This is a genomic window from Streptomyces sp. AM8-1-1 (assembly GCF_032229325.1).
GTDB classification, from domain to species: domain Bacteria; phylum Actinomycetota; class Actinomycetes; order Streptomycetales; family Streptomycetaceae; genus Streptomyces; species Streptomyces achmelvichensis.
The window spans coordinates 7,771,593-7,796,288 of record NZ_CP135086.1 but is presented as its reverse complement, the minus strand read 5'-3'; the positions used below and the strand labels follow the sequence as shown (position 1 = coordinate 7,796,288).

The following is a 24,696-nucleotide window of genomic DNA, read 5'->3' as shown; positions in this document are numbered from 1 at the left end:
GCTCGGCCGTACGCGAAGATGGAAGCCGGCGCGGCCGACGGGCGGCCCGCCGGGACCGGCACCGGACGACGCGGGGAGCAGCAACGTGGCCATGGCAGAACGCACGCGGGAAACACGTGAGCGGATTCTCGCCGCGGCGTGCGAAGTGATCGCCGAGGTCGGTTTCGAGAAGATCCGGATGCGCATGGTCGCCGAGCACGCTGGTGTCTCGACGGCGCTGCTGCACTACCACTTCGAGAACCGCGAGAAGCTGTTCACGGAAGCGATGACGCACTCCTTCGCCCAGACGGGCACCGAGCTGGAGCGGGACGCCGATTCGGTGCCCGCATCGGTCGTGCTGGCGCGGATTCTGCACAGCCTGCTCCCGACGGATCCGGAGCTGCGGCAGGACTGGCGGCTGTGGCAGGAGCTGTGGGTGAGGGCCCTGCGGGACGAGGCGGCGCAGCACCTCGCCGTCGACCTCTACGACCAGTTGCACACCTGGGTCGGCCAGGCGATCAAGCGCGGTATCGACTCCGGAGAGTTCACCGACTGCGACATCGACGCGACGAGCACCCTGCTGCTCGCGCTGTGCGACGGTTTCGGCATCCGGCTGATGCTGGGTGACCCGAAGGTCGATCTGGACAGCGCACAGGCGACGATCTGGGGAGCGGCCGCCGCCGCGCTCGGAACGGGCCCGGAATTCCCGGCGCTCTGACGCCGTCGCGGGTGCCTCGGTCCGGTCCTCAGGTCGGCGGCTGATCGGTGGCTTCGGGGTCGCGGTCGGAGCTCGGCCATACGTACGGCAGGTCGTCCGGCACGTCCGGGAACAGCTCGCGGTAGAAGTCGGGGTCCTTGCGCAGCAGCGCCGAACGATGGCTGCGGTGGAACGCCTCATTCCCGAGCCAGGGCGGGAGATCGCCCTCCGAGGCGAGTTCCTCCTGGGAGCGTACGGCGGCATCCGGGCGTACGGCGTGGAAGTCGTCGACCATGGTGACGGCACAGGTGTCGTTCCGTCCCGCGTCGGTCCACACGCGGCACATCTCCAGTCCGTACCGGACGAGGGCCTCCTCGTACCCCGTCCACATGCGCACGGCAGGGTGGTGCCGCCATCCGTAGCCCGGCACGGTGAGCCCGCGCAGGACCTGGAGCGCCTCGACGCGCTGTTTGCCGAGGCGCCGCTGGTCGAGAGCCTCGGCGGACTCCGAGAATCCGGGATGGGGCAGGAAGGTCTGCATAGAAGGTGCATACCGTGCGGGGCCACGCCTTCACGCACCGCGCGCTGATCTCCTCCCCCGGCGACGGAGGCGCAACCGGCCACCGGCCCGCCCGAGCGCCGGCAATCGCCGTGCGGAACGGATGTCCCGGCGCGCGCTGGGCATGCCCCACATGAAGGACCGGGCCGAGCCGCAGCCGGAGGAATCGCCCTCCGCGCGCGATCATGGCCCGTAGGACACCGGTCGACATGGAGGAGTGGGCGAATGCCGAACGAGCGCGCGGGACAGCCGGCGCGGCCGGAGGATCTCATCGACGTGGCCCGGCTGGTGACCGCCTACTACGCCCTGCATCCCGATCCGGCCGATCCGGCCCAGCGGGTCGCCTTCGGGACGTCGGGGCATCGCGGGTCCTCCCTCTCGACCGCGTTCAACGAGGACCACATCGCCGCGACGAGCCAGGCGATCTGCGAGTACCGGGCCCGGCAGGGCATCGACGGGCCGCTGTTCCTCGGCACGGACACCCACGCGCTGTCGGAACCTGCGCGGGTGACCGCGATCGAGGTCTTCGCGGCCAACGACGTGACGGTGCTCCTCGACACCGCGGACGGATACACCCCCACCCCGGCGGTGTCGCACGCGATTCTGGCGCACAACGCCGGACGCACCTCGAAGATCGCCGACGGTGTGGTGGTCACGCCCTCGCACAATCCCCCGGCGGACGGCGGCTTCAAGTACAACCCGCCCAATGGTGGTCCGGCCGGCTCCGAGGCGACCGGATGGATCCAGGAGCGCGCCAACGAGATCATCACGGGGGGCCTGAAGGACGTCCGCAGGATCCCCTACGCCCGGGCGCTGGCGGCTCCGACGACGGGACGGTACGACTTCCTGGGGTCCTATGTGCGCGATCTTCCGTCGGTGGTCGACCTGGACGCCGTGCGCGCCGCGGGGGTGCACATCGGCGCCGACCCCCTGGGCGGCGCGTCGGTCGCCTACTGGGGCCGCATCGCCGAGGAGCACCGCCTCGATCTGACGGTCATCAACCCGCGGACGGATCCCACCTGGCGGTTCATGACGCTGGACTGGGACGGCAAGATCCGGATGGACTGCTCGTCGCCCTACGCGATGGCGTCGCTGATCGAGGGACGCGACCGGTTCGGGATCGCGACGGGCAACGACGCCGATGCCGACCGGCACGGCATCGTCACCCCGGACGGTGGGCTGATGAACCCCAACCACTACCTGGCCACAGCGATCTCGTACCTCTACGCCAACCGCGAGCAGTGGCCGGCCGGCGCGGGCGTGGGCAAGACGCTGGTCTCGTCGAGCATGATCGACCGTGTGGCCGCCGAACTCGGCCGCGAACTGGTCGAGGTACCCGTCGGGTTCAAGTGGTTCGTCGACGGACTGGCCGACGGCAGCATCGGCTTCGGCGGCGAGGAGTCCGCGGGCGCTTCCTTCCTGCGCCGCGACGGCTCGGTGTGGACCACCGACAAGGACGGCATCATCCTGGCGCTGCTGGCGTCCGAGATCCTTGCCGTGACGGGGCGTACGCCGAGCGAGCACTACGCCGCGATGACGGAGCGGTTCGGTGAACCGGCCTACGCACGGGTCGACGCGCCCGCGACCCGGGAGGAGAAGGCGGTGCTCGGCCGGCTCTCGCCCGAGCAGGTGACCGCCGACTCGCTCGCCGGCGAGCAGATCACCGCCGTGCTGACCGAGGCGCCCGGGAACGGCGCGCCGATCGGCGGCATCAAGGTGACCACGGAGAACGCCTGGTTCGCCGCCCGCCCTTCGGGCACGGAGGACGTCTACAAGGTGTACGCCGAGTCGTTCCTCGGCCCGGACCACCTCGCCCGTGTCCAGGAGGAGGCCCGTTCGGTGGTGTCCGCGGCTCTGAACAGCTGATGTCCCTGCGGGGTCAGCCGCGTCCCTGCGGCTGATCCCCCGGGTCGATCCCCTCCGGCGCTCCGACGAGTCTGCTGCAAGCGCCGTCCCTCCACTTCGGCGGTCGGCGCCGCCTGCGATGGTCCGCCATGCCGGCAGAGCCCGGACCGGCGCCCGGCCGAGGACGCCAAGACCGGTGATTACACCGATGCCGCACGGGTGGAGACGCCGTGACAGTGGCACCGCCAGCGAATACGGCGATGCCACGCGGACCCACCGGCAGCCGCACCCGGCCCGGCGCCGGGTCCCGGAGAGGTCCGCCTGAGCGGTCGCCACGACCGAGAGGACGACTCCGTCGTGCAGCAGAGCAACCGCGCCACCCCCCACCCGCACCTCGGCCGCGCCCCGTCCGGGGCTCCCCACCAGGACGGCAGGCCCCGCTCCCGTCGGTGGACGGCCGCCCTGGCGGCCCTGGTCGCCGTAGGACTCGGCACCGCCCTGACCCCGGGCGCGCAGGCCGCCGACAATCCCTACGAACGCGGTCCCGCCCCCACCACCGCGAGCATCGAGGCATCGCGCGGGTCGTACGCCGTGTCGCAGACCACCGTGTCGTCGCTGAGCGTCAGCGGATTCGGCGGCGGCACCATCTACTACCCGACGTCCACCGCCGACGGGACGTTCGGCGCCATCGCCATCTCCCCCGGCTACACCGCAAGCCAGTCGTCCATCGCCTGGCTGGGCCCGCGCCTGGCCTCCCAGGGCTTCGTCGTCTTCACCATCGACACCCTGACGACCCTCGACCAGCCCGACAGCCGCGGCCGGCAACTCCTCGCGGCCCTCGACCACCTGACCCAGCGCAGCACCGTCCGCACCCGGATCGACAGCAGCAGACTCGGTGTCATGGGCCACTCGATGGGCGGCGGCGGCACGCTGGAGGCGGCCAAGAGCCGCCCGTCGCTTCAGGCCGCGATACCGCTCACCGGCTGGAACCTCGACAAGTCCTGGCCCGAGCTCAGGACGCCCACGCTCGTCGTGGGGGCGGACGGCGACACGATCGCACCGGTCTCCTCGCACTCCGAGCCGTTCTACACGTCCCTGCCGTCCTCGCTCGACAAGGCGTATCTGGAGCTGAACAACGCCTCCCACTTCACGCCGAACTCGTCCAACACGACGATCGCGAAGTACAGCATTTCGTGGCTCAAGCGCTTCATCGACAATGACACCCGCTTCGAGCAGTTCCTCTGCCCGCTCCCCCGTCCGAGCCTGACCATCGAGGAGTACCGCGGCAACTGCCCGCACACCTCCTGACGGACACCACCGGTGGCGGCCGCGTCCCTCGGCCGCCACCGGCCTGTGCCGCCGCACAGCCGTGGCGCGACATCCTTGGGAGCCGCCCCACGGATGGAGCCGGCCGATGCCGTCCCGGCGTACCGTTCTTGCAGCTCAGAGGGCCGAAGCGGGAGCGAGTGGCCCGCGGACTCACGGTTTCCGCCCTGGGTGACACGGCCGTAACGTGACGGTGTGACCGGAAGGACGCCCGCACGACACTCTCTGCGGCTCTACGGCCGCACCACCGAACTGGCGGCCCTGGCCGCCCTGGCGGACCGGGTCCGGTCCGGGCGAGGCGCGGCGCTGGTGCTTGCCGCGGAGCCGGGTCTCGGGCGAACCGCCCTGTTGGAGCGGGCCGTTCGCGACACCGATGCCGGGACGGTACTGCAGGTCCGGGCGGCGCGGGCCGAGCGCGACCTCTCGTACAGCGGGGTGAATTCGCTCCTGGCCGGCGCTCCCCCGCAGCTCGACCCACCGGGCGAGGTACCGCCCGCGTGCACCTCGCCCACCGGGCTCCTCGATGCCCTGCGGCGCGGCGATGCCCGTGAACCCCTCCTCGTCTGCGTCGACGACGCACATCTGTGGGACGCCGCATCGCGCGCGGCTCTGGGATACGCCGCCCGGCGCGCCGGTTCGCTGCCGGCCGTCGGGCTGCTGATGTCGGTGGCCGCACACCGGGCGGACGCCGCGGACTTCGCGGGTCTCCCGGTCGTTCGCCTCGGTCCTCTGGCGGAGGAGGCCGCGGCGACCCTGGTGGACGAGCTGGCGGAGGAACTGACCGGTGGCCCTGCCGACCCGGACGTACGGGCGGCGGTGCTGCACGAGGCGATGGGCAATCCGGCCCTGCTCTTCGCCGTCGTCCGGCGGCTGTCCGCGGCTCAGCTCGCGGGGCACGCCCCATTACCGAGGCCGCTCGCCGACGGCGCCGCGCTGGTGCATGTCGTCGGCAGCAGACTGGATGAACTGCCCTTAGCAACAAGGCAGTTGCTTCTTCTGGTCGCCGCCGCGCAGGAGCAGGATCCGGACGGTGCCGGGGCGGACGCGACACTGCTGATGCGAGCGGCCCGGGCCGCGGGCCTCGACCCCGCTGCCCTGGATGCCGCCGAGGCAGCCGGGGTGACACGCAGCGCCGGGAATCGGATCCGGTTCGACGACCCGCTGCTGCTTCGTGCCGTGCTCAGCGGTGCGGCCCTCTCCCGGCGCCGTGCCGCGCATCGCCTGCTGGCGGCCGTGCTCGGCGGCGAACGCCACCGGCTGCCGCGCCTGCTGCACCGCGCCCTGGCCGCCGACGGTCCCGACCCCGCTCTCGCCGCCTGTCTCGCGGCCGCCGCCGACTCCCCCGATGTACGGGCGACGCCCCTCGAACGGTCCGTCGCCTTCGGCCGCGCGGCCCGCCTCACGCCTCCCGGCAGTGCCCGCACGTCCCGGCTGACCGCCGCCGCCGAGCATGCGTGGTTCGCCGGAGACCCGGGCAGAGCCCGCGATCTGCTCGCGGCGGGGCGGCAGGAGTCGGCGCACGACGCCGTGCGGGGCTGCGCCGAACTGGTGCGCGGCACCCTGGCATTGCACGACGGGCCGGTGGGGGACGCGTACGAGATCCTGATGCTGGCCGCCGCGCTGCTCGGCCCGTACGACCAGGAGCGCATGCTGACGGCGAGGCTCGGCGCGACCGAGGCGGCGTGGTCGGCGGGTGACGTTCCGGCCTGCCTCGTCGCGCTGGGCGGCGCCCCTCGAACGGCGCCCGCGCCCGGCGAGGAGAGCCCCACCGGAGAGCGTGCGCACCCCGAACTGCCGGCACGGTGGCGGAACGTCCGGCAGTCTGCGGAGACCGTCCCGGACACCGCGGGCCCGGACGGTCTCGGGGCGAACCCGTCGCCGCTGTCCCGGACGTCCTCGGCCGACTCCCGCGCGGCCGCCGGCTCCTCGCCGACGGAGTTCCGCACGCCGGCAGCCTGGGCGCCCGGTGACCGTGCCGAAAGGCCCGGCGGCGACGGCGACCTGTTCCAGGACTACCGGGCGGGCATGCTGCACGCGCTCGGCGCACGCCTCGACGAGGCGCGGCGGCCGCTGCGGCGCGTACTCGACCGTGCCGCCACCGATCACGACCCGGCGCGGCTCGTACGGGCCGGTGTCGCGGCCCTCGTCCTCGGGAACATCGCCGCCGCGTGCCATGTCAACGCCCGTGCGCTGGCGGCAGCGCGGGCACGCAACCTCGTACCCCTCGTCCCGCAGATCCTCGAACACCTCGCCTACGCCGAGCTGCGGGCCGGACGGCACGCCCGCGCACGGGCCCACGCCGAGGAGGGGCTGCGCGCCGCCCACCGCACCGGCCGGCGCAACTCGGTCGCCCATCACCACGCCATCCTGGCTCTGGCCGCATCGGTCGAGGGGGACGGCGAAGCGGTCGCCGCGCATGCCGAAGCCGCCTTGGCCATCGCAGGCCCGCACGGACTCGCCCAGGCCGCCACGCTCGCCGAATGGGCTCGCGCACGGGCCGATCTGGGACGTGGCAGGGCCGCCGACGCCGCCGCCCGGCTGGGTCCGCTGGTGCGGCCGGGCCACCGGCGCGGCCACTTCGCCGTACGCATGCTCGCGGTGCCTTGTTACGTCGAGGCCGCCGTGCTCGCCGGGGAGCCGGAGGACACCGCCACGGCGGTCGAGGAGTTCGCCGTGTGGGCGGCCCAGGGAGCGGATCCGCAGGCACCCGCCCAACTCTCGCGCTGCCGCGCCCTGCTGGCCTCGGCGCAGGAGACCGAGGCGCTGTACGAGCACGCCCTGGTCCGGCACGAACTGGCGGGCGGCGACTTCGAACGCGCCCGCACCCTGCTGCTGTACGGGAAGTGGCTGCGGCGACGGCGCCGATTGCGGGAGGCCAGGGGCCGGCTCAGGGACGCGCTGTTCGCCTTCGAACGCTCCGGTGCCCTGCTCTGGGCCGAGCAGACGCGGGCGGAGCTGCGGGCGACCGGCGGCGCGGGCCCGCGGGAACAGCAGCCCGGTCCCCTGGCGGGTCTGACACCGCAGCAGCTGCGGATCGCCCGGTGCGTCGCGGACGGCGCGACCAACCGTGAGGTGGCTCTCCAGCTCTCCGTCAGCCCGCGCACGGTGGACCACCATCTGCGCAATGTCTTCGCTCTTCTCGGGGTCCGATCCCGTGTCGAGCTGTCCCGCCTCGTGGACCAGGCGGAAAAGAATCGTCCGGACCCCTAGGGACCGACCGGACGGTATGCCATTCTTCGGACTCAACGAACGTCCCGGCCACGGAGCGGTTCCGCTGCGTGTGCCGGACGGAGTCGACCTTGGCGGAGGGCCGCGATGCAGCACATCGTACGAACCCGGATCCAGGTACCCACGGCAGTTCCGGCCACGGCCGCGCGAGGCACGGTCCGGGTCCGATCGCAGGTCGACAAGGAGGCACGCGACGTGCTCCACCGCGCCGCCCGGGTGCTGCTGGACGGCCTGCCGGAACTCACCGACCAGCTGCTGGCCGCGCTGCGGGAGCAGGAGCCCGCCTACCGGGCGGCGATCGAGGCGGACGCCGCCGATGTGTGGCAGGAGACCCACCGGTCGCTGCGGCACAGTGTCCATTCGCTGCTCGATCCGCGGGAGAACCGGGAGGCGGCCCACCGCTGCTCCCGGAAGATCGGCGCGGCCCGCGCCGAACAGGGCCTGCCCCTGGACGCGTTGCTGCACGCCTTCCGGCTCGGCGGCGGCATGGTCTGGCAGGGGCTCGTCGACGAGACGACCCGTCACTGTCCCGACGACGTCCGGCTGCTCGTGCATGTGGCGGCCGATGTCTGGAACTTCGTCGACGAGCACTGCGCCCTGGTCGCCGAGGCCTACCGGCAGGTGGAGCGCCGGCTGACCTGGCGGCGCGAGAACCGGTTGCGGGTGATGACAGCGGCGCTGCTCGACGGCACCACCCGCATCGGCGACCTGCCGGAGGTGGCCGACGCCCTCGGCCTCCCGGAGGACGGCAGGTACGCGGTCGTCCTGATCGACGGCGGGCAGAGCTCCGCCTACGCGGGGGCGCGGCCGGCGGCCCGGGCTCCCGGCAGTCGGACGGTGTGGCACACCGGCGCCGACGCCGAGCACGCGATCGTGCTGATCGGCGACGGCGGTCTCGCACGGCTGACCGAGGACATGACCGGTCCGCCCGGCGCCCGCATCGGTATCAGTTCGGCCGTCGACGGCCTGGCCGCCGTCGGTGACGCCCGTCGTCTCGCTCAGACAGCGTTGCGCGCCTGTCCCGCGAGCGGCGGCACCGTACTGCTCGACGAACATCTGCCGGCCGCTCTCGTCGTCTCGAGCCCGGCGCTCGGCACGGCGCTCGCCGACCGAGTCCTCGGTCCCCTGCTGCGGCTCGACCCGTCCGACCGCGACCTGCTGCTGGACACACTCGCCGTCTGGCTCGACTGCGAAGGATCGGCCCAGCGCGCGGGCGCCCGGCTCTACTGCCACCGCAACACCGTGCTCAACCGGCTGCGCCGCTGCGAGCAGCTCACCGGACGGTCCCTCACCCGTCCTGCCGACGTCGTCGAGTTCACGCTGGCCCTCACGGCACGGCGCCTGCTGCGCGACTGAGGACAGACAGGGTCGGGGGGCGGGACCGCTGAGGGCGCCGAAAAGGAGGCAGCGCCCCATAGGGCGTCACGAACGGCGAAACATGCCCTCGGCGTGGCGTGCCGCCCACCGGGTGAACATCGGGCCCACTCCACTCGAAGGGGTCAAGAAGCGGCTCCCGAACCGATCTCTCCAGTGGTGGGAATGCCGCATTCGTCTGACGGTAGATCATGTCGCCACTGCGGACCCCTGAGCGGACGATGTGTCAGCCTACGTAGTAGCGGCGGAAGGACCCTCTCATGCGCTCTGCCCGCATTCTGCTCGCCTCGGCCGCTGTCACGGCGGCCCTCTCGATCTCGGCGCCGTCCGCGTACGCCATGACGTTCGGCGACGACTGGGAGAAGGACAAGGGCTCCTCCTCGAGCAGCGACCACCACGACGACTCGTCCAAGCACGACGACGAGGACTCGGGCAAGCACGACAAGCCGAAGGGCGGCGTCCACACCGGCGGCGGCGCGCTCGCCACGGTGTCGAACGACGACTGGGAGAAGGACAAGGACAAGGACAAGGAGAAGGACAAGGACTACGACTCCTCCTCCAAGCACGACGACGACGACTCCGGCAAGCACGACAAGCCGAAGGGCGGCGTCCACACCGGCGGCGGCGCGCTCGCCACGGTGTCGAACGACGACTGGGAGAAGGACAAGGACAAGGACAAGGACAAGGACTACGACTCCTCCTCCAAGCACGACGACGACGACTCCGGCAAGCACGACAAGCCGAAGGGCGGCGTCCACACCGGCGGCGGCGCGCTCGCCACGGTGTCGAACGACGACTGGGAGAAGGACAAGGACAAGGGCGAGGAGAAGGACAGCGGCTACAGCAAGAGCGACGAGGACAAGTCGTGGAAGCACGACAAGCCGCAGGGTGGCGTGCACACCGGCGGTGGCGGCCTCGCGGTCTCCGGCAGTGGCGCGGCCGCGGGCACGGTTCTGCTCCTCGGTGGTCTCGGTGCCGGCGCGTACATGCTGCGTCGCCGTGGCTCGATCGGCGCCAACGCCGCCTGATGGTATGACTCGCACGTGAAGTAGCGCGCTGCCGTGGCCGGCTGGAAAGGCGGCCACGGCAGCGCCGTATCCCGTTTCACCGTCACCTCTCTCGTACCACCGTCTCCCGCATCACCCGTTCGTCTCCGTATCAGTGCGTTCAGAACGTCCGCCGCACAAGGAAAGGCGCTCCGTCATGGCCGGTCAGTTGTCCCCGGTTGAGGGTTCGTCCTGGTCCGATCGCGCGTCACGCAGCGTCGTCCGCCGGCTGATGTGGCCGGCCGCCGCGATCGGACTCGGCCTGGTCCTGATCACCGGCTCCTTCGATACCTCGGCGCAGACCACGGCCCAGGGCATCACGCAGGGCACGACGAGTGCCGTCCCGCCCGTGGTCGCACAGGCTCCCGAACAGGACGCCGCCGCGGAAGAGAAGCCGGCGATGCCACCGTCCGCGCCGACGCGGCTGTCGATCCCCGCGATCGGCGTCGACGCGCCCTTCACCGGGCTGGCCATCGGGAAGTCCGGCCAGCTCGACGCTCCCCCTGCCGCCGACGACAATCTGGTCGGCTGGTTCAAGGACGGCGTCGCCCCCGGGGCGCGCGGGACGGCGATCGTCGCCGGTCATGTGGACACCAAGACCGGCCCCGCCGTGTTCGCACAGCTCAGTTCGGTGCTCCCGGGCACGAAGATCGACATCAAACGCAAGGACGGTACGACCGCGTACTTCCTTGTCGACTCGGTGGAGAGCTTCAGCAAGGCCAACTTCCCCAACGACCGTGTCTACGCCGACGCTCCGGACGCCCAGCTGCGGCTGATCACGTGCGGCGGCGACTACGACCACAAGGCCAAGGACTACACGGAGAACGTGGTCGTCTTCGCACACCTCGACGCAGCCGCATAGGGCAGGTCGGGAGTAGGGCCTCCGGGCCCCGATCCGAAGAGAGCCAGGGGCCGCAGGACGGGCCCCGGCCCCAACCGGGTCGGGGCCTCGGTCGTGCCCGGGCGCGGCCGGTGGCATGGATATGCGTGGACAGGCAACAAGCGAAGGGAACGGGATTCGAACGCAGTCGGATGGCGGAGGGACACGTCATGAGCCAGACAGTTCTGGAAACCTTCCCCGCCGGTTCTCCCCGCGGGTCGTGGGACGCCGAGGAGTTCGCCGCCGAGCAACAGCAGCAGGGCGTCGCCGCCACCGTGGTGATGGACCTCGACACCGACTCGTTCGTCGTACGCGTCATCGACGCCGACGGCTGAGGGCTCTCTCTCATCGTCGGGCGCGACCGCGTCAGGCAGTCGCCGCTCGTCGGTTCGGCTGTGCCAGGTGGTCGCCGTTCGCCGGTTCGACTGTGTCAGGCGGTCGCCGTTCGCCGGTTCGACTGTGTCAGGCGGTCGCCGCGAAGGCATCGACGCCCGTGAGTTCGGCCGACAGGACCCACAGCCGTGCCGCTTCCTCGGGATCGGTCGCATACGCCTTGACCCCGCTGGTCATCACGGCGTCGTCCGCGGCCGGTTCGGCGACATCGCAGTCCTCGCAGTAGAGGCCGCCCATTCCGTCCAGTTGCGCAGACGTCGCCGCCCACACCTGTGTCGCGGCGCCCTGCACCGGGGTCTTGAGGCCCTCCATCGTGACATTGCCCTCGGCGTCCACCCAGCCGGCGGCGATCATCTCCTCCCGCGGGAGGTGGCGGACGAGCGCGGTCGCGATGCCTCCCGGATGCAGGGAGAACGCCCGCACTCCGGAACCCTGGCCCAGGGCGTCGAGCTGCACGGCGAACAGCACGTTGGCCGTCTTCGCCTGTCCGTACGCCTGCCACTTGTCGTAGCCGTGCTCGAACTGGACATCGTCCCAGCGGATTCCGGAGAACTGGTGGCCCCTGGAGGACACCGAGACCACGCGTCCGCCGCCCTGCGCGATGGCCGGCCACAGCCGGTTGACCAGGGCGAAGTGGCCCAGGTGATTGGTCGCGAACTGGGACTCCCAGCCCGGGCCGACACGCGTCTCGGGGGCGGCCATGATCCCGGCATTGTTGATCATCAGGTCGATGCTGCGGCCGGAGGCGACGAAACGATCGGCGAACGTCCGTACGCTCTCCAGGTCGGCGAGGTCCAGTTCGTCCACTTCCACGCCGGCGATTCCCTCGAGCGCCTCCTCGGCCCGGGCAACCCGTCGTGCCGGTACCACCGCACGGGCGCCGGCGCCGGTCAGGGCGCGCACGGTCTCCAGCCCGATTCCCGAATAGCCGCCGGTGACGACGGCGAGTCTCCCGGTGAGGTCGATGCCGGCCAGGACGTCGTCCGTGGTGCTGAGTGCTCCGAACCCCGATCCGATGCTGTGCTGTCGTGGGTCCATACTTTTCAGCCTACGCGCGGGGGCGCGAGCCCGCGCGTAGGCTGGATCGGCGCCCGGCCGGGCACACACCGCAGCCGCCGCGCCACCCTGTGTCGATGAATTGTCGACCCGCACGGTCGAGATGTCAGGATGAGGACTATGACGATCAAGGTGTACTTCGACATCAGCATCAATGACGCACCCGCCGGCCGGATCGAGTTCGATCTGTTCGACGACGTGGTGCCCAAGACCGCGGAGAACTTCCGCGCGCTCGCCACCGGCGAGAAGGGCTACGGCTACAAGGGCGCGCCCTTCCACCGGGTCATTCCTCAGTTCATGCTCCAGGGTGGCGACTTCACCGCGGGCAACGGCACGGGCGGCCGCAGCATCTACGGCGCGAAGTTCGAGGACGAGAACTTCCAGCTCAAGCACGACAGGCCGTTCCTGCTGTCGATGGCGAACTCGGGTCCGAACAGCAACGGCTCGCAGTTCTTCATCACGACGATCCCCACCCCGTGGCTGGACGGCAAGCACGTCGTGTTCGGCGAGGTCACGTCGGGCCAGGACCTCGTGACGAAGATCGAGAGCTACGGCTCGCAGAACGGGCGTACCTCCGCGAGCATCGCCATCACCGAGTCCGGGACGCTCTGACCCTTCGCCCGGCACAGGTCCAGGGCAGGGGGCGCGATGCCCCCTGCCCCCGGACCGGCACATGACACCCTCCTCACGGCCGGGCGCCGCGAGCGCCTGCGCCCTGCAACAGCCGTACCACGGAACGCTGTTGCACACGCCCGTCGATGCCGGCGGCGCAAGCCGTCTCCGCCGTACGGCAGCGGCAGCGGCAGCTCAGACCCACAGCCTGAGCAGTGCCGTCACCACGACCGCCGCGAGCAGTGAGACGACGAGCGGGACACGCAGCAGCCGCAGCCCGAGCGCGACACCGAGACCCGCGAGCAGCGTGAGATCCAGGTCGCGCCAGCCGGGGCCGACCGTCTCCACCAGCACGAATCCCGCCAGCAACGCGGGCGCGAGCAGCGCGATGACGGACCGCGCACGGTCGGGCAGTTCCCGGCCCCCCAGGACGACGGGGCCGACGGCCTTGAAGGCAAAGCTCACCAGGGCTGTCGCGGCTATGGCGATCCAGAGGGTGGTCATGGTCATCGCGCTGCGTCCTCCGTCTCGGCCGACTCCGTCTCGGCGGACCCGGTCTCGTCCGACCCGGTCTCGGCCTTGGCTTCCGCGCCCGCAGGCTCAGCCTCGCCTGGTGTGCCGGCCCTGCTCCCCGACGTCTTCCGCGGTACGAACAGGGCGATCAGAGCGGCCGACGCCGACCCGATCAAGGCGGGTCCTGTCGGCAGGAAGATCACCAGAACACCGGCGACGACGGCACCGAGCACGGCCGCGGCACGATTCGCGCGCTCCTTGCGCACCTCGTCGAGCAGGAGCGCGACGAAGAACGCCGGAGTGAGCACGTCCAGACCGAGCGTATGGAGGAGATCCGCGTCCGGCGCCAGCACGACACCCACGACGGTTCCGCCGATCCACGCCGGCCACTGGACCGCGGTCGCGCCGAGGAGCAGGTCACGGTCGAATCGGCCGCCGCCGCGGTGTGCGGCGACCCAGGAGCCGTCGACCACGGTCTGTCCCTCCAGCGATCGGCGCACCGGCCCGCCCCGCAGATCACCGGCCACGGCGATACCCATGGGCAGGAACCTGCTGTTGATCAGAGCCGCGGCGGCGACGGCCGTCACCACTCCGCCGCCCGCGCCCAGCGTCGCGAGCAGGGCGAACTGCGCCGAGCCCGAGAACACGATCACCGAGCACACGATCGGGGCGACCGTGCCCCAGTCCTGGGTCTGCGACAGGGCGCCGAAGCTCACGGCGAGCGCGAACGCCGCCATGGCGAGCCCTGATCCGACGGCCATGCCTTCCCTGAACCGTGCAGCGTTCATGCCTTCAGGCTAACACCCATGAGGCCCTTATGGTCGTTAGAGAGGTAGGCTGGTCCCGTGAATGAGGAAGGTCCTGCGACCACGGCCGACGTCGCGATGATCGGCGGACACCCGGTGCTCGATTTCGTCAACACCGTCGCCTGGCGCCATGACGATGCACGCCGAGCGGATCGCGTGAACGGTGCGGACGGATGGGCCCGTTGGGGTGTCGCGGCCGGGGTGCTCCGGTCCGGAGCAACCGCCGGGCAGGACGCGGACGAGCCGGCGCTGCTCGCCCTGGTCGAGCTGCGCGAGGCCCTGTGGGCCGTCCTCGACGCCCTGGTCGATGACCGGCCGCTGCCGCGGCCCGCATGGGATTCCGTACGCCGCGCCCTGGTCGAGGCCAGAGCGACGGCCGCACTGCCCCCCACCCTTCCGCTGCGCTGGCAGCCCGCCCCGCCCGGCCTCGCCGCACTCCGGGGCACGCTGGCCCTGCAAGCCGAGCAACTCCTGGCAAGCGACGACCTGCGCCGCATCCACCGCTGCGCGGGCCCCGGCTGCGGCTGGTTCTTCCTGGACCGCAGTCGCGCGGGCACACGCCGCTGGTGCAGCTCCGGCGACTGCGGGAACAGGGACCGCGCGCGCCGGCACTACGCCCGGAAGCACCCGTCGGCAGGCCCGCAGGGCAGCAAGGCGCCCTGAGACACGCGCCGACACGATCCCGCGGACCAACCAGCTTCTGCGCGATCTGTTCGACGCCGTCACCGGTGCCGCCGAAGTCCTCGGTGTCGACGCCGACTTCCGCACCCAGGCCCGGTCGGCGCGGGCCCGGCTCGCCGTGATGAAGGTCGGCGCGCACGGACAGCTCCAGGAGTGGCAACAGGACTGGGACGCCGGCGCCCCCGAGCGGCAGCACCGGCACATCTCTCATCTGTACGGGCTGCATCCGAGCAACCAGATCAGCCGCACCCGTACGCCCGAGCTGTTCGCCGCCGCCCGGACGACCCTGGTGCAGCGCGGGGACGCGGGCACGGGCTGGTCGCTCGCCTGGAAGATCAACTTCTGGGCGCGGCTCCAGGAGGGCGAGCGTTCCCATCAGTTGCTGTCCGACCTGCTCACACCCGAGCGGACCGCGCCCAACCTGTTCGATCTGCATCCGCCGTTCCAGATCGACGGCAACTTCGGTGCCACGGCCAGGATCACGGAATGGTTCGTGCAGAGCCAGCACGATGAGGTGCAGCTGCTGCCCGCACTGCCGCCGGGCCTGCCGAACGGCAGTGTCCGGGGTCTGTTGGCGCGCGGCGGCTTCGAGGTCGATGTGACCTGGGCGGGCGGCGTACTGACCGAGGCGGTGCTGCGGGCGCGGGCGAGCGGGCCCGCGCGGCTCCGTACTGCACGCGCCGTGACGGTGACGACGTCCACCGGGGTACAGGTGCCGGTCACGCGTCCGGAGTCCGGTGTCACGGCCTTCACCGCGGTGACGGGCACGCACTATCGAATCCGCCCCGCGCAGTAGGCCATCGCATCTGCTCCCGCGTGCGTCACACGGGAGCAGGTGCACGTCCGGCCCGGCGGGCTCGCGCCCTCGCTACTGCTGGTACGACTCGACCTCGTCGATCGGGCGCGCCCGGGCGTCCGCCGGGTCCTCGCCCGCCTCGACACGCGCACGGCGCTGGCGGAGCAGGTCCCAGCACTGATCGAGGCGCTGTTCCAACTGCTCCAGCCTGGCCCGCTCGGCGGCGTCCAGACCCGAGCCGGGCGCCTGGGAGCGGAGCTGGTGCTCCTCCGCGACCAGGGCGTCGATCGTCTGAAGAATGTCATCCGGCATCGTGTGCTCCTCGGAGTGACGTGTCATGGGGGAGATCGCGGTCGCCCTCTTCACGACTGTAGCCCTCCCCCGGGCACCGGACGCGGTCGGCGGCGGCCGGGCGGGAACGCACCATGAGGTCTCGCGCCGACCCCTACGGTGGCCACCGTGCACCCGACGCTCTCCACCGCACCCCGACCGGGCCCGAGCATCCGACTCCCGACGCAGTTGACCTCAAGTTTGGTTGAGGTCCTAGCTTTGTCCGTGCGCCCCGGGCCATGCCGGCCGACGGGATCCGAGCGCCGGCCCACACTCTCCGGAGGCACCGCCCATGGACATGGAAGTCACCGCGTGGACATCGCTGCACAGCGCGATGAACGCCCAGGAGGACAGGAGGCCGTTCTCCCGGGCCACCCTCCGCCGCATCGGCGCATTCGCCCGGCCCCATCGCGGCGAGGTCTACCGGTTCCTGCTGCTGAGCGTGATCACCGCCCTGCTCGCCGTCGCCACGCCGGTGCTCGCGGGGCGGGTCGTGGACGCGATCGTCAAGGGACATGACTCGGGCACGGTCACCCGCCTCGCTCTGCTGATCGCCGTCATCGCGGTCGCGGAGGCCGGGCTCGGTCTGCTCACCCGCCGTCTGTCGGCGACGCTCGGCGAGGGCCTGATCCTCGATCTGCGGACGGCGGTCTTCGACCACGTGCAGCGGATGCCGGTCGCGTTCTTCACCCGGACCCGCACCGGCGCACTCGTCAGCCGGCTCAACAACGACGTCATCGGAGCGCAGCGGGCGTTCAGCAACACGCTTTCCGGTGTGGTCTCCAACCTCGTGACCCTGTTGCTCACCCTCGCCGTGATGGTGAGCATTTCCTGGCAGATCACCCTGCTCGCGCTCGTTCTGCTGCCGGTGTTCGTCATCCCCGCCCGCCGTATGGGTGCCCGGATGGCCCGGCTCCAGCGTGAGGCCGCGCAGCACAACGCCGCCATGGGGACCCAGATGACCGAGCGTTTCTCCGCCCCCGGCGCGACGCTGGTCAAGCTGTTCGGCCGGCCCGCCGACGAGTCGGCCGAGTTCGCCGCCCGAGCCCGCCGGGTGCGGGACATCGGCATCCGTACCGCCATGGCCCAGTCCGTCTTCATCACCGCGCTCACCCTGGTGTCCGCGCTGGCGCTCGCCCTGGTCTACGGGCTCGGCGGCTACTACGCGCTCCGCGGCACTCTGGAGCCGGGCGCCGTGGTGGCCCTCGCACTGCTCCTCACCCGCCTCTACGCCCCGCTGACCGCACTGGCCGGCGCGCGGGTGGAGGTGATGAGCGCCCTGGTCAGCTTCGAGCGGGTCTTCGAGGTCCTCGATCTGAAGCCGCTGATCGCCGAGAAGCCGGACGCCCGCCGCGTACCGGACGGGCCCGTTTCGGTGGAGTTCGACGGCGTGCGCTTCGGCTACCCCTCCGCCGACAAGGTCTCTCTCGCCTCGCTCGAAGAGGTGGCCACGCTCGACTCCCGCGGTGGCACGGAAGTGCTGCACGACGTTTCGTTCCGCGCCGAACCCGGACGGATGGTCGCCCTCGTCGGCTCGTCCGGCGCGGGCAAGTCGACGATCGCTCAGCTCCTGCCGAGGCTCTACGACGCGGACGCGGGCTCGGTCCGCCTGAACGGCGTCGATGTGCGCGACCTGACCGCGGACTCGATCCGCGACACGATCGGCATGGTCACCCAGGACGGCCACCTCTTCCACGAGTCCGTCCGGGCCAATCTGCTGCTCGCCCGGCCGGACGCCACCGAGGACGACATCTGGGACGCACTGCGGCGTTCGCGTCTCGACGGACTCGTGGCCTCACTGCCCGACGGTCTGGACACCGTCGTGGGCGAGCGCGGCTACCGTCTCTCCGGCGGAGAACGTCAACGGCTCACGATCGCCCGCCTGCTGCTGGCCCGTCAGCGGGTCGTCATCCTCGACGAGGCGACCGCCCATCTCGACTCCACCTCGGAAGCGGCCGTCCAGGAAGCGCTGGCGGAGGCGCTGGAGGGGCGTACCGCCGTCGTGATCGCCCACCGGCTCTCCACCGTACGGGCGGCCGATCTGATCCTCGTGGTCGAGGACGGCAGGGTCGTCGAACGGGGCACCCACAGCGAGCTGCTGGCCGAGGGCGGCCGCTACGAGCAGTTGTACCGGACGCAGTTCGACCGCCCGGGCACCGCGGAGGCGCAACCGGTCCGCTGAACCGGCGGATGCGCCGTCAGTCCTTGACGACGTTCCCGTTCTCGTCGACGACGACCGTGCTCCAGTACTTGTCCCACTTGTCGTCGACGTGCTCGGGAACCTTGCCCTTCGGGTAGCGGACGTATCCCTTGGGCGGTTCCTCGTCGTCGGGGACACAGGCGCTGCCGGTGGTGCCCCCGACGGCCTTGACCGGGTACTCGCCGTTGCTGCAGATGGCGTCCTCCATCGAACAGCCGGTGACCAGGAAGGCCGCGGCCACCCCAGCCGCGGCAAGGGAGGAGTACCGGAGTCGTCGGTGCTTCAGCATTCTCAAGAGCCTCTCTCGTCGGTCCGGTCAGTCTGTCCGTGAACGCGGTGCCCTTGATGAGTACGCGTACTCAACTGCGATGGGTAGGCGACCGGGGGCCGGCCGGAACGGGCTCCCCTTCCGTCGGGTTCTGTCATTCGGTGATCTCGTCCCCTCATGTCCTTGCGGATCGACTGGCATATTCGCTTCCATGGGCGCCATGACAAGTGAAGAGTTGCCGTCCGGCAACAGATCGGCCTCCACGGGACCCCTCGACACGCAGTACGCCGTCGGCGACGTCTGGGTCGTCGTCGCCCGGGGCGAGGTCGATCTCAACAACCTCCCGCCGCTCACCGAAGCCCTCACCCAGGCAGCCGAAACGCATGCCACGGTCGTCCTCGACGCCTCCGGCATCACCTTCGCCGACTCCACGTTCCTCAACCTGCTCCTGCGCATCCACCAGGCCACCGACCTGCGCATCGCGGCGCCGGGCCCGCAACTGGAGCGCCTTCTCGACCTGACCGGCGCCGACGGGGTCCTCGATCTCCGGCCGTCGGTCGACGAGGCCACCACGCGATAAGGGGCACCGCGCCACGCGGCCGGTGGGCCCACGGGATTGCCCAACCAGATCTCACGGGCCTGCGGGGAGTGCGACAGTGGAAGGCGGGTAGAGGCCGCCACAGTTATGTGTGGCGTGAATGTTGTGGGACATGGTGTGGGACACAGGGGCCGTGAATGATGGATACGGGGGCCGATGGCAGTGCGACGGACGCCGTCGCCCGCAAACCCGCCGCCTGGGCCGGCGCCGCGTACGACGGCGCACCGGGCTCCATCGCAGCGGCCCGGCACTTCGCCGCCCATTTCCTGACCCGGCTCCAGGTCCGGCACGGCATCGCCGTCGCGCGTGACGCCGTCGGCGCCGTCCAGCTGGTCGTCAGCGAGCTGATCACCAACGCCTGCAAGTACGCCCCCGGCCCCTCCTCGCTGAGCCTGGAGCTCGCCGGACGGGTACTGGAGATCACCGTGTCGGACTCCAGCCCCGCGCTGCCGCTCGTGCGAGGCCCCGAGCCCACCCGTGTCGGCCAGCACGGCCTCGAGATCGTCATGGCGCTGTCCGAGGGCTTCCAGGTGCAGCGGGAACCTTTCGGCAAGAGGATCAAGGTCCGGGTGCCGCTCGTGCCCGGCTCGCCCTGACGTTTCCGGGCCGCCGAGCCGAAGGAAATCCACCCAGGTCGCCGCACCCCCATATGTGTACGGGGCATGGAGATGCAGGGATCGGGCAGCCGGTCCACTATCAGGGGCAATTGGGCGTTTGTGGCGGACAAGGAGACCTGCCGTGCTGATGGCTCACCCTGCGGTTCTGAAGAACCTGATCGACCGGTACGAAACGCTGAGGACGCTGCACGCCGAGACCGGCAGCGCCCGGGTCCGGCAGCGGATGGACGACATCGCCTACACCCTGTGCGTCTCCACGGGCACCCGCGATGTGACGGCCGCGCTCATCGCGGCCCGCCGTCAACTCCCCGGCGCCTGCCCTGAGGGCGAGTCGCTCGTCGTGAGCTGAGCCGCCCGCGCCCTCGTCAGAACTCGATGCTGTCCGTACCTCGGATCTCCACGTTCATGTTGCGGTCCATCATCCGCAGCGCCGCTTCGGCCAGATCGGCATGGATGTGCGCGACGGCGTCGTCCGGCACCGTCACCCGCAGATGCCGGATGTGGGCGTCCAGGGCCGAGTACAGCACGCATTGCTCGGTGACCTGACCGCACAGGACGATGTGGTCGACGCCGAGCTGGCCCAGCAGATAGGACAGCGGAGTCTCGAAGAAGATCGAGTGACGTGCTTTGACGACGAACAGCGACTCGTCATCGGGCCTCAGCGGTTCGACCAGGTCCGCGTGGGGGCCCGACAGAGCGGCTTCGAGGAGCTCGCCGTGGTGGGAGCGCCACTGCCCGAAGTTGTCGTTGACGTAGATGACCGGGACCTTGTGCTCCCGGGCGCGTTCGATCAGTCGCACCACCGCGGGGACGGCCTGCTCGGCGGACGGGATGAGCAGATCCGCGTCGCGGTGATCGTAGGTGTTGATCATGTCGATCACGATGACGGCACGGTTGCCCAGGCTCTCCGTGGTGGTCATGGTGCCCATGGTTCCACTCCCGTCATGATCATGCAGGGGAGGCATTCCAGGAGCATCCCGACGCCCGCGGAGCCCTCGCCGAACGGATGGTCGGCCCGATCACCCGGAGTGCCGGTCACGTCGCGGGGAACACGGTCGACACATCGAAGGTGGCGCCGGGCCCGGCCACGAGTCCGGGCCGACGGCGCGCAGGAGAGGAGTGGCCGTCATGGCTTCTGACGACGTGGTGGAACTGATCCTCGAGGACCACCGGAGCATGGAGGACCTGTTCCGCCGGATGCGCAGTGTGGACGAGGACCGCGCGAAGGCGCTGCGGGAGTTCTCCGCACTCCTCGTCGCGCATGCCGAGGCGGAGGAGTCCGAGGTCTACCCGGCACTGAAGCGGTACAAGGACATCGACAACGACGAGGTCGAGCACGGCTCGGAGGAGCACGACGAGGGCCATGAGGCGCTGCTGCACCTGCTGGAGGTCGAGGACACGGGCGGCGAGGAGTGGGACGAGAAGCTGGAGGAGCTGTCCGAGGCCGTCGCGCACCACCTCGACGAGGAGGAGCGCACGCTGCTGAACGACGCCCGGGAGAACGTGGCCGGCGATCGCCGCACCGAACTCGGCAGGGCGTTCATGAAGGCGAGGGCCGACCAGCTGGCGTCCGACTGCGGCGACATCGAGAACGTACGCCGTCTCGTCCGGGGCTGAGCCTCGCCCGGGGCCGGCGTCGGGCGCCTCGGCGCGGGGCTGAGCCTCGTCGGGTCCGCGGGCGGCCGCCTCGACGCGGCCGCCCCTCGGCCGCGTGCCGGCCTCGAGGTGCCCGCCCGGCCCCGGCTCCCCGGCACCCGCGCTGATTCTCACCCGCCCGGCCCGGCTCCCCGGCGCCCGTCAGGAACCCGGCGGCAGCGCCGTGTGATCGGGGTGCCGCGGGGTCCGGCGGGCCTCCTTCATCTCGGCCTCGTACAGATGGTCACGGCCCTCGGCGAGCTGATCGCGCACCTGACGCTCGACGTCCTGGAACGGCCGGTAGTAGGACTCGTTGTAGGCCTCGACGATCTGGAAGGTCCAGTGGCCGGGAATGACATTCCGGCCCAGGATCTCCCGCTCGACGAGATCGGCCAGGCGATCGTGGCCGGCTTCGCGCAGGAGACGGACGGCGTCGTCGAGCTGCAGGTCCGCCGAGCCGGTCAGCTGATGGAATCCGTACAGATGCCCGCGCGCCCGCTCCGTGGTCTCCAGCGCCTTCGACAAGGCACCCAGCGCCTCGACCGTCTTGTCACTCACGCCCACCGGGCGCCGGTGCGCCGCGTCGGGGCCGTCGTTCCGTTCGTCACTCACCCTTCACGTGTCCCCTGCCGCCATCGCCGTATGTTCGGCACTTCGGGTGGTCTTCGCTGCGGGCCGGGCAGCACAGGGGGTCCGAGGAGCAAGACCACGCACCGGCCGGCCGGCGCCTGCCCAGGCCCCGGAAATATTTCTCCTACGGCAACTGGAGAATTAGCCTCCACGGCCGCAATAATTTTGGCCGCCATTTCCCGGCGACAAGCAACGTCACGAGCACTCGCGGCGCCACCGTGCTAATGTTGATCTCAGTTGCAGTTGTGGTTCCCAAAGACTTCAAGTGCCCTCAGCGGTTTTCTGAACCGGCGAGAGCACTTTTGCATTTCCGGTCCTCCGGAACGGGGCAATCATCACGGCGACTCGAGGTCCGCACAGTGCGGTCCTCTGGGCAACGCCCCGAAGGAGATATGACATGGCCAGTGGCACCGTGAAGTGGTTCAACGCGGAAAAGGGTTTCGGCTTCATCGAGCAGGACGGTGGCGGCGCTGACGTCTTCGCCCACTACTCGAACATCGCCACCCAGGGCTTCCGTGAGCTTCAGGAAGGCCAGAAGGTGAACTTCGACGTCACGCAGGGCCAGAAGGGCCCGCAGGCCGAGAACATCGTTCCCGCCTGACGCTGACACGTACGACGCAGCTGGGGCCCGCACCTTGGGGTGCGGGCCCCAGCTCGTTGCTTTTCGCAGCATCTGCACGCGGGCGCCATGCGGGGCCGATCCGGCCCCCGGCAGCCCGCAGCGGGTGAACGCGCCCCTCCATGGCGAAAGGCCCGACCGGGTCCGTTCAGCCCGCACTTTCCCTGCCTTCAGGCGAATTCTCGCCTCCCGCAGACAGACGAGGCAGCCGTATTCCCCCTGTTTCGCTCCATCTTTTTCCGGTCCGTTCCTGCGAATCTCCGTGCGGCATGCCGCTGCCGGAATTCCTCGATACGTACCGCATCGAGGAAGGTTCTTCATGAACCGCACGACTCGCACGAACGACCGCTACTCCCGCACCAGCGGCGGCTCCGGCAGGGGCGGCTACCGCTCCCAGACCGGCGGCCGCTCGGGTGCTCCCAACCGCTCCGGCGCCCCCAACCGCTCCGGCGGCTACGGACGTCGACCGGCCGCGCTCCAGGGCGAGTTCGCTCTCCCGGTGACGATCACCCCGGCGCTGCCCCCGGCCGCGGCCTTCTCGGACCTGGACATGCCGGCTCCCCTGATGGCCGCGCTGACCGCGGAAGGCATGAGCGTGCCGTTCCCGATCCAGGCCGCCACCCTGCCCAACTCCCTTGCCGGACGCGACGTGCTGGGCCGCGGACGCACCGGCTCCGGTAAGACCCTGGCCTTCGGCCTGGCCCTGCTGGCCCGTACCGAGGGTCAGCGCGCCGAGCCGCGGCGGCCGCTCGCTCTGGTCCTCGTCCCCACGCGTGAACTCGCGCAGCAGGTCACCGACGCGCTCACCCCCTATGCCCGGTCGCTGAAGCTGCGGCTGGCGACCGTGGTCGGCGGGATGTCGATCGGCCGTCAGGCCGGCGCGCTGCGCGGCGGTGCCGAGGTGGTCGTCGCGACCCCCGGACGTCTCAAGGACCTGATCGACCGCGGCGACTGCTCGCTGGAGCGGGTCGGCATCACCGTTCTCGACGAGGCGGACCAGATGGCCGACATGGGCTTCATGCCGCAGGTCACCGCGCTGCTCGACCAGGTGCGCCCCGAGGGCCAGCGGATGCTGTTCTCGGCCACCCTGGACCGCAATGTGGACCGTCTGGTGCGCCGCTACCTGCACGACCCGGTCGTCCACTCCGTCGACCCCTCGGCGGGCGCGGTGACGACGATGGAGCACCACGTGCTGCACGTCCACGTCACCGACAAGTACGCGACGACCACCGAGATCGCCGCGCGCGACGGCCGGGTGATCATGTTCCTGGACACCAAGCACGCGGTCGACGGGCTCACGAAGCATCTGCTGAACAGCGGTGTACGGGCGGCGGCGCTGCACGGCGGCAAGTCCCAGCCGCAACGCACGCGTACCCTCGCCCAGTTCAAGGAGGGGCACGTCACGGTGCTCGTCGCCACGAACGTGGCAGCGCGCGGTATCCACGTCGACAATCTCGACCTGGTCGTCAACGTGGACCCGCCGAGTGACCACAAGGACTACCTCCACCGCGGTGGGCGCACCGCCCGAGCGGGTGAGTCCGGCAGTGTCGTCACGCTGGTTCTGCCCAACCAGCGGCGCGATATGATGCGGCTGATGGCGGACGCCGGCATCACCCCGCAGACCGCGCAGGTCCGTTCCGGTGAGGCCGAACTGAGCCGTATCACCGGCGCGCAGGCGCCGTCGGGTGTTCCGGTCACCATCGCCGCACCGGCGGCGGAGCGTGCCAAGCGCGGTGCGTCCTCCTCCTCGCGCGGCAGGCGCAGCCGGCCCGCCCAGGCCCGCCGTGCGGGCAGCACTTCCCGGACAGCGTCCGGCAGTTCGCAGCGGCCGGTCCGCGGCGCGGCCGCCTAGGGAGTGTCCTTGCGGACACGCCCCAGGGACACGACTGCGGTTCACGAGGACCTGTCCGGTTCATGAACCACCCGTACCGGCAGGCTCCGTCGACGCGGCTTCACGTGAAGTCACCGTCTCCACGGCGCCTGCCGGTGCACAGTCGCACCCGGCCAC

Annotated in this window: 26 protein-coding genes; 18 read left to right on the top strand and 8 right to left on the bottom strand. The window is 70.8% G+C overall.

From position 1 onward, the window contains the following. Positions 1–91: 91 nt before the first annotated feature. The gene (locus tag RPQ07_RS34790) at positions 92–697 is read left to right on the top strand and encodes a TetR/AcrR family transcriptional regulator (RefSeq protein ID WP_313948237.1); all 606 of its coding nucleotides are present in this window, start codon (positions 92–94) and stop codon (positions 695–697) included. 28 nt (positions 698–725) lie between these two features. On the opposite strand, the gene RPQ07_RS34785 is transcribed toward RPQ07_RS34790, so the two are convergent. Then, positions 726–1,217: an MSMEG_6728 family protein gene (locus RPQ07_RS34785; RefSeq protein WP_313948236.1), complete on the bottom strand. Its 492-nt coding sequence runs from the start codon at positions 1,215–1,217 to the stop codon at positions 726–728. 243 nt (positions 1,218–1,460) lie between these two features. Here RPQ07_RS34785 and pgm point away from each other — a divergent pair, with 243 nt between their 5' ends. The 7 genes from pgm (at position 1,461) to RPQ07_RS34750 (ending at position 11,269) form a co-directional block, all read left to right on the top strand. Further along, on the top strand, positions 1,461–3,101 hold the full coding sequence (pgm, locus tag RPQ07_RS34780) for a phosphoglucomutase (alpha-D-glucose-1,6-bisphosphate-dependent) (protein ID WP_313948235.1): 1,641 nt from the start codon (positions 1,461–1,463) through the stop codon (positions 3,099–3,101). A gap of 336 nt (positions 3,102–3,437) precedes the next feature. Next, entirely contained in the window at positions 3,438–4,388 is a 951-nt protein-coding gene (locus RPQ07_RS34775; RefSeq protein ID WP_391841058.1) for an alpha/beta hydrolase family protein, read from the top strand. A 213-nt stretch (positions 4,389–4,601) separates the two neighbouring features. Then, positions 4,602–7,616, top strand: a complete 3,015-nt coding sequence (locus RPQ07_RS34770) for a helix-turn-helix transcriptional regulator (protein WP_313948234.1) — start codon at positions 4,602–4,604, stop codon at positions 7,614–7,616. 105 nt (positions 7,617–7,721) lie between these two features. Further along, positions 7,722–8,990 carry a helix-turn-helix domain-containing protein gene (locus RPQ07_RS34765; protein ID WP_313948233.1) on the top strand — a complete coding sequence of 423 codons (1,269 nt, stop codon included), beginning with the start codon at positions 7,722–7,724 and terminating at the stop codon, positions 8,988–8,990. 278 nt (positions 8,991–9,268) lie between these two features. Further along, positions 9,269–10,036, top strand: coding sequence for a hypothetical protein (locus RPQ07_RS34760; RefSeq protein WP_313948232.1), 768 nt, complete (start codon positions 9,269–9,271; stop codon positions 10,034–10,036). Between the two features lie 175 nt (positions 10,037–10,211). Next, entirely contained in the window at positions 10,212–10,916 is a 705-nt protein-coding gene (locus RPQ07_RS34755; RefSeq protein ID WP_313948231.1) for a class F sortase, read from the top strand. Between the two features lie 188 nt (positions 10,917–11,104). After that, positions 11,105–11,269 carry a hypothetical protein gene (locus RPQ07_RS34750; RefSeq protein WP_313948230.1) on the top strand — a complete coding sequence of 55 codons (165 nt, stop codon included), beginning with the start codon at positions 11,105–11,107 and terminating at the stop codon, positions 11,267–11,269. Between the two features lie 127 nt (positions 11,270–11,396). Here the strand turns inward: RPQ07_RS34750 and RPQ07_RS34745 are convergent, their stop codons facing one another. Then, the gene (locus RPQ07_RS34745) at positions 11,397–12,365 is read right to left on the bottom strand and encodes an SDR family NAD(P)-dependent oxidoreductase (RefSeq protein ID WP_313948229.1); all 969 of its coding nucleotides are present in this window, start codon (positions 12,363–12,365) and stop codon (positions 11,397–11,399) included. A gap of 138 nt (positions 12,366–12,503) precedes the next feature. On the opposite strand from RPQ07_RS34745, the gene RPQ07_RS34740 reads away from it, so the two are divergent. Then, on the top strand, positions 12,504–12,995 hold the full coding sequence (locus tag RPQ07_RS34740; protein WP_313948228.1) for a peptidylprolyl isomerase: 492 nt from the start codon (positions 12,504–12,506) through the stop codon (positions 12,993–12,995). Between the two features lie 195 nt (positions 12,996–13,190). Here the strand turns inward: RPQ07_RS34740 and RPQ07_RS34735 are convergent, their stop codons facing one another. Both RPQ07_RS34735 and RPQ07_RS34730 read right to left on the bottom strand, forming a co-directional pair. Continuing rightward, positions 13,191–13,505 carry an AzlD domain-containing protein gene (locus RPQ07_RS34735; protein WP_313948227.1) on the bottom strand — a complete coding sequence of 105 codons (315 nt, stop codon included), beginning with the start codon at positions 13,503–13,505 and terminating at the stop codon, positions 13,191–13,193. Then, the gene (locus RPQ07_RS34730) at positions 13,502–14,296 is read right to left on the bottom strand and encodes an AzlC family ABC transporter permease (RefSeq protein WP_313948226.1); all 795 of its coding nucleotides are present in this window, start codon (positions 14,294–14,296) and stop codon (positions 13,502–13,504) included. Before RPQ07_RS34730 ends, RPQ07_RS34735 begins: the two co-directional genes overlap by 4 nt. A gap of 57 nt (positions 14,297–14,353) precedes the next feature. Between RPQ07_RS34730 and RPQ07_RS34725 the strand changes: the two genes are divergently transcribed. Both RPQ07_RS34725 and RPQ07_RS34720 read left to right on the top strand, forming a co-directional pair. Then, positions 14,354–14,977 (top strand): CGNR zinc finger domain-containing protein, encoded by a 624-nt coding sequence (locus tag RPQ07_RS34725; RefSeq protein ID WP_313948225.1) that lies wholly within the window; start codon positions 14,354–14,356, stop codon positions 14,975–14,977. A 16-nt stretch (positions 14,978–14,993) separates the two neighbouring features. Further along, positions 14,994–15,791 carry a glycosyl hydrolase family 95 catalytic domain-containing protein gene (locus RPQ07_RS34720; protein ID WP_413777863.1) on the top strand — a complete coding sequence of 266 codons (798 nt, stop codon included), beginning with the start codon at positions 14,994–14,996 and terminating at the stop codon, positions 15,789–15,791. 72 nt (positions 15,792–15,863) lie between these two features. Here RPQ07_RS34720 and RPQ07_RS34715 read toward each other — a convergent pair whose 3' ends face one another. Further along, positions 15,864–16,103: a DUF2630 family protein gene (locus tag RPQ07_RS34715; protein WP_313948224.1), complete on the bottom strand. Its 240-nt coding sequence runs from the start codon at positions 16,101–16,103 to the stop codon at positions 15,864–15,866. A gap of 310 nt (positions 16,104–16,413) precedes the next feature. On the opposite strand from RPQ07_RS34715, the gene RPQ07_RS34710 reads away from it, so the two are divergent. Continuing rightward, positions 16,414–18,303, top strand: a complete 1,890-nt coding sequence (locus RPQ07_RS34710; protein ID WP_313948223.1) for an ABC transporter ATP-binding protein — start codon at positions 16,414–16,416, stop codon at positions 18,301–18,303. A gap of 16 nt (positions 18,304–18,319) precedes the next feature. Here the strand turns inward: RPQ07_RS34710 and RPQ07_RS34705 are convergent, their stop codons facing one another. Further along, positions 18,320–18,610, bottom strand: a complete 291-nt coding sequence (locus RPQ07_RS34705; protein ID WP_313948222.1) for an SCO0607 family lipoprotein — start codon at positions 18,608–18,610, stop codon at positions 18,320–18,322. A gap of 199 nt (positions 18,611–18,809) precedes the next feature. On the opposite strand from RPQ07_RS34705, the gene RPQ07_RS34700 reads away from it, so the two are divergent. The 3 genes from RPQ07_RS34700 (at position 18,810) to RPQ07_RS34690 (ending at position 20,153) form a co-directional block, all read left to right on the top strand. Beyond that, positions 18,810–19,169 carry an STAS domain-containing protein gene (locus RPQ07_RS34700; RefSeq protein WP_313948221.1) on the top strand — a complete coding sequence of 120 codons (360 nt, stop codon included), beginning with the start codon at positions 18,810–18,812 and terminating at the stop codon, positions 19,167–19,169. 158 nt (positions 19,170–19,327) lie between these two features. Next, on the top strand, positions 19,328–19,783 hold the full coding sequence (locus RPQ07_RS34695; protein ID WP_391842024.1) for an ATP-binding protein: 456 nt from the start codon (positions 19,328–19,330) through the stop codon (positions 19,781–19,783). Between the two features lie 142 nt (positions 19,784–19,925). After that, positions 19,926–20,153 (top strand): DUF5133 domain-containing protein, encoded by a 228-nt coding sequence (locus tag RPQ07_RS34690; RefSeq protein WP_313948219.1) that lies wholly within the window; start codon positions 19,926–19,928, stop codon positions 20,151–20,153. A 16-nt stretch (positions 20,154–20,169) separates the two neighbouring features. Here RPQ07_RS34690 and RPQ07_RS34685 read toward each other — a convergent pair whose 3' ends face one another. Continuing rightward, positions 20,170–20,724: a cysteine hydrolase family protein gene (locus RPQ07_RS34685; protein WP_413777806.1), complete on the bottom strand. Its 555-nt coding sequence runs from the start codon at positions 20,722–20,724 to the stop codon at positions 20,170–20,172. A gap of 208 nt (positions 20,725–20,932) precedes the next feature. Here RPQ07_RS34685 and RPQ07_RS34680 point away from each other — a divergent pair, with 208 nt between their 5' ends. Next, positions 20,933–21,421, top strand: coding sequence for a hemerythrin domain-containing protein (locus tag RPQ07_RS34680; RefSeq protein ID WP_313948218.1), 489 nt, complete (start codon positions 20,933–20,935; stop codon positions 21,419–21,421). A gap of 180 nt (positions 21,422–21,601) precedes the next feature. On the opposite strand, the gene RPQ07_RS34675 is transcribed toward RPQ07_RS34680, so the two are convergent. Continuing rightward, complete coding sequence (locus RPQ07_RS34675; protein WP_313948217.1) at positions 21,602–22,051, bottom strand: hypothetical protein; 450 nt, start codon at positions 22,049–22,051, stop codon at positions 21,602–21,604. Positions 22,052–22,466: 415 nt separating this feature from the next. Here RPQ07_RS34675 and RPQ07_RS34670 point away from each other — a divergent pair, with 415 nt between their 5' ends. Further along, complete coding sequence (locus RPQ07_RS34670; RefSeq protein ID WP_030228921.1) at positions 22,467–22,670, top strand: cold-shock protein; 204 nt, start codon at positions 22,467–22,469, stop codon at positions 22,668–22,670. Positions 22,671–23,007: 337 nt separating this feature from the next. Next, positions 23,008–24,540 (top strand): DEAD/DEAH box helicase, encoded by a 1,533-nt coding sequence (locus RPQ07_RS34665; RefSeq protein WP_313948215.1) that lies wholly within the window; start codon positions 23,008–23,010, stop codon positions 24,538–24,540. Positions 24,541–24,696 lie beyond the last annotated feature (156 nt).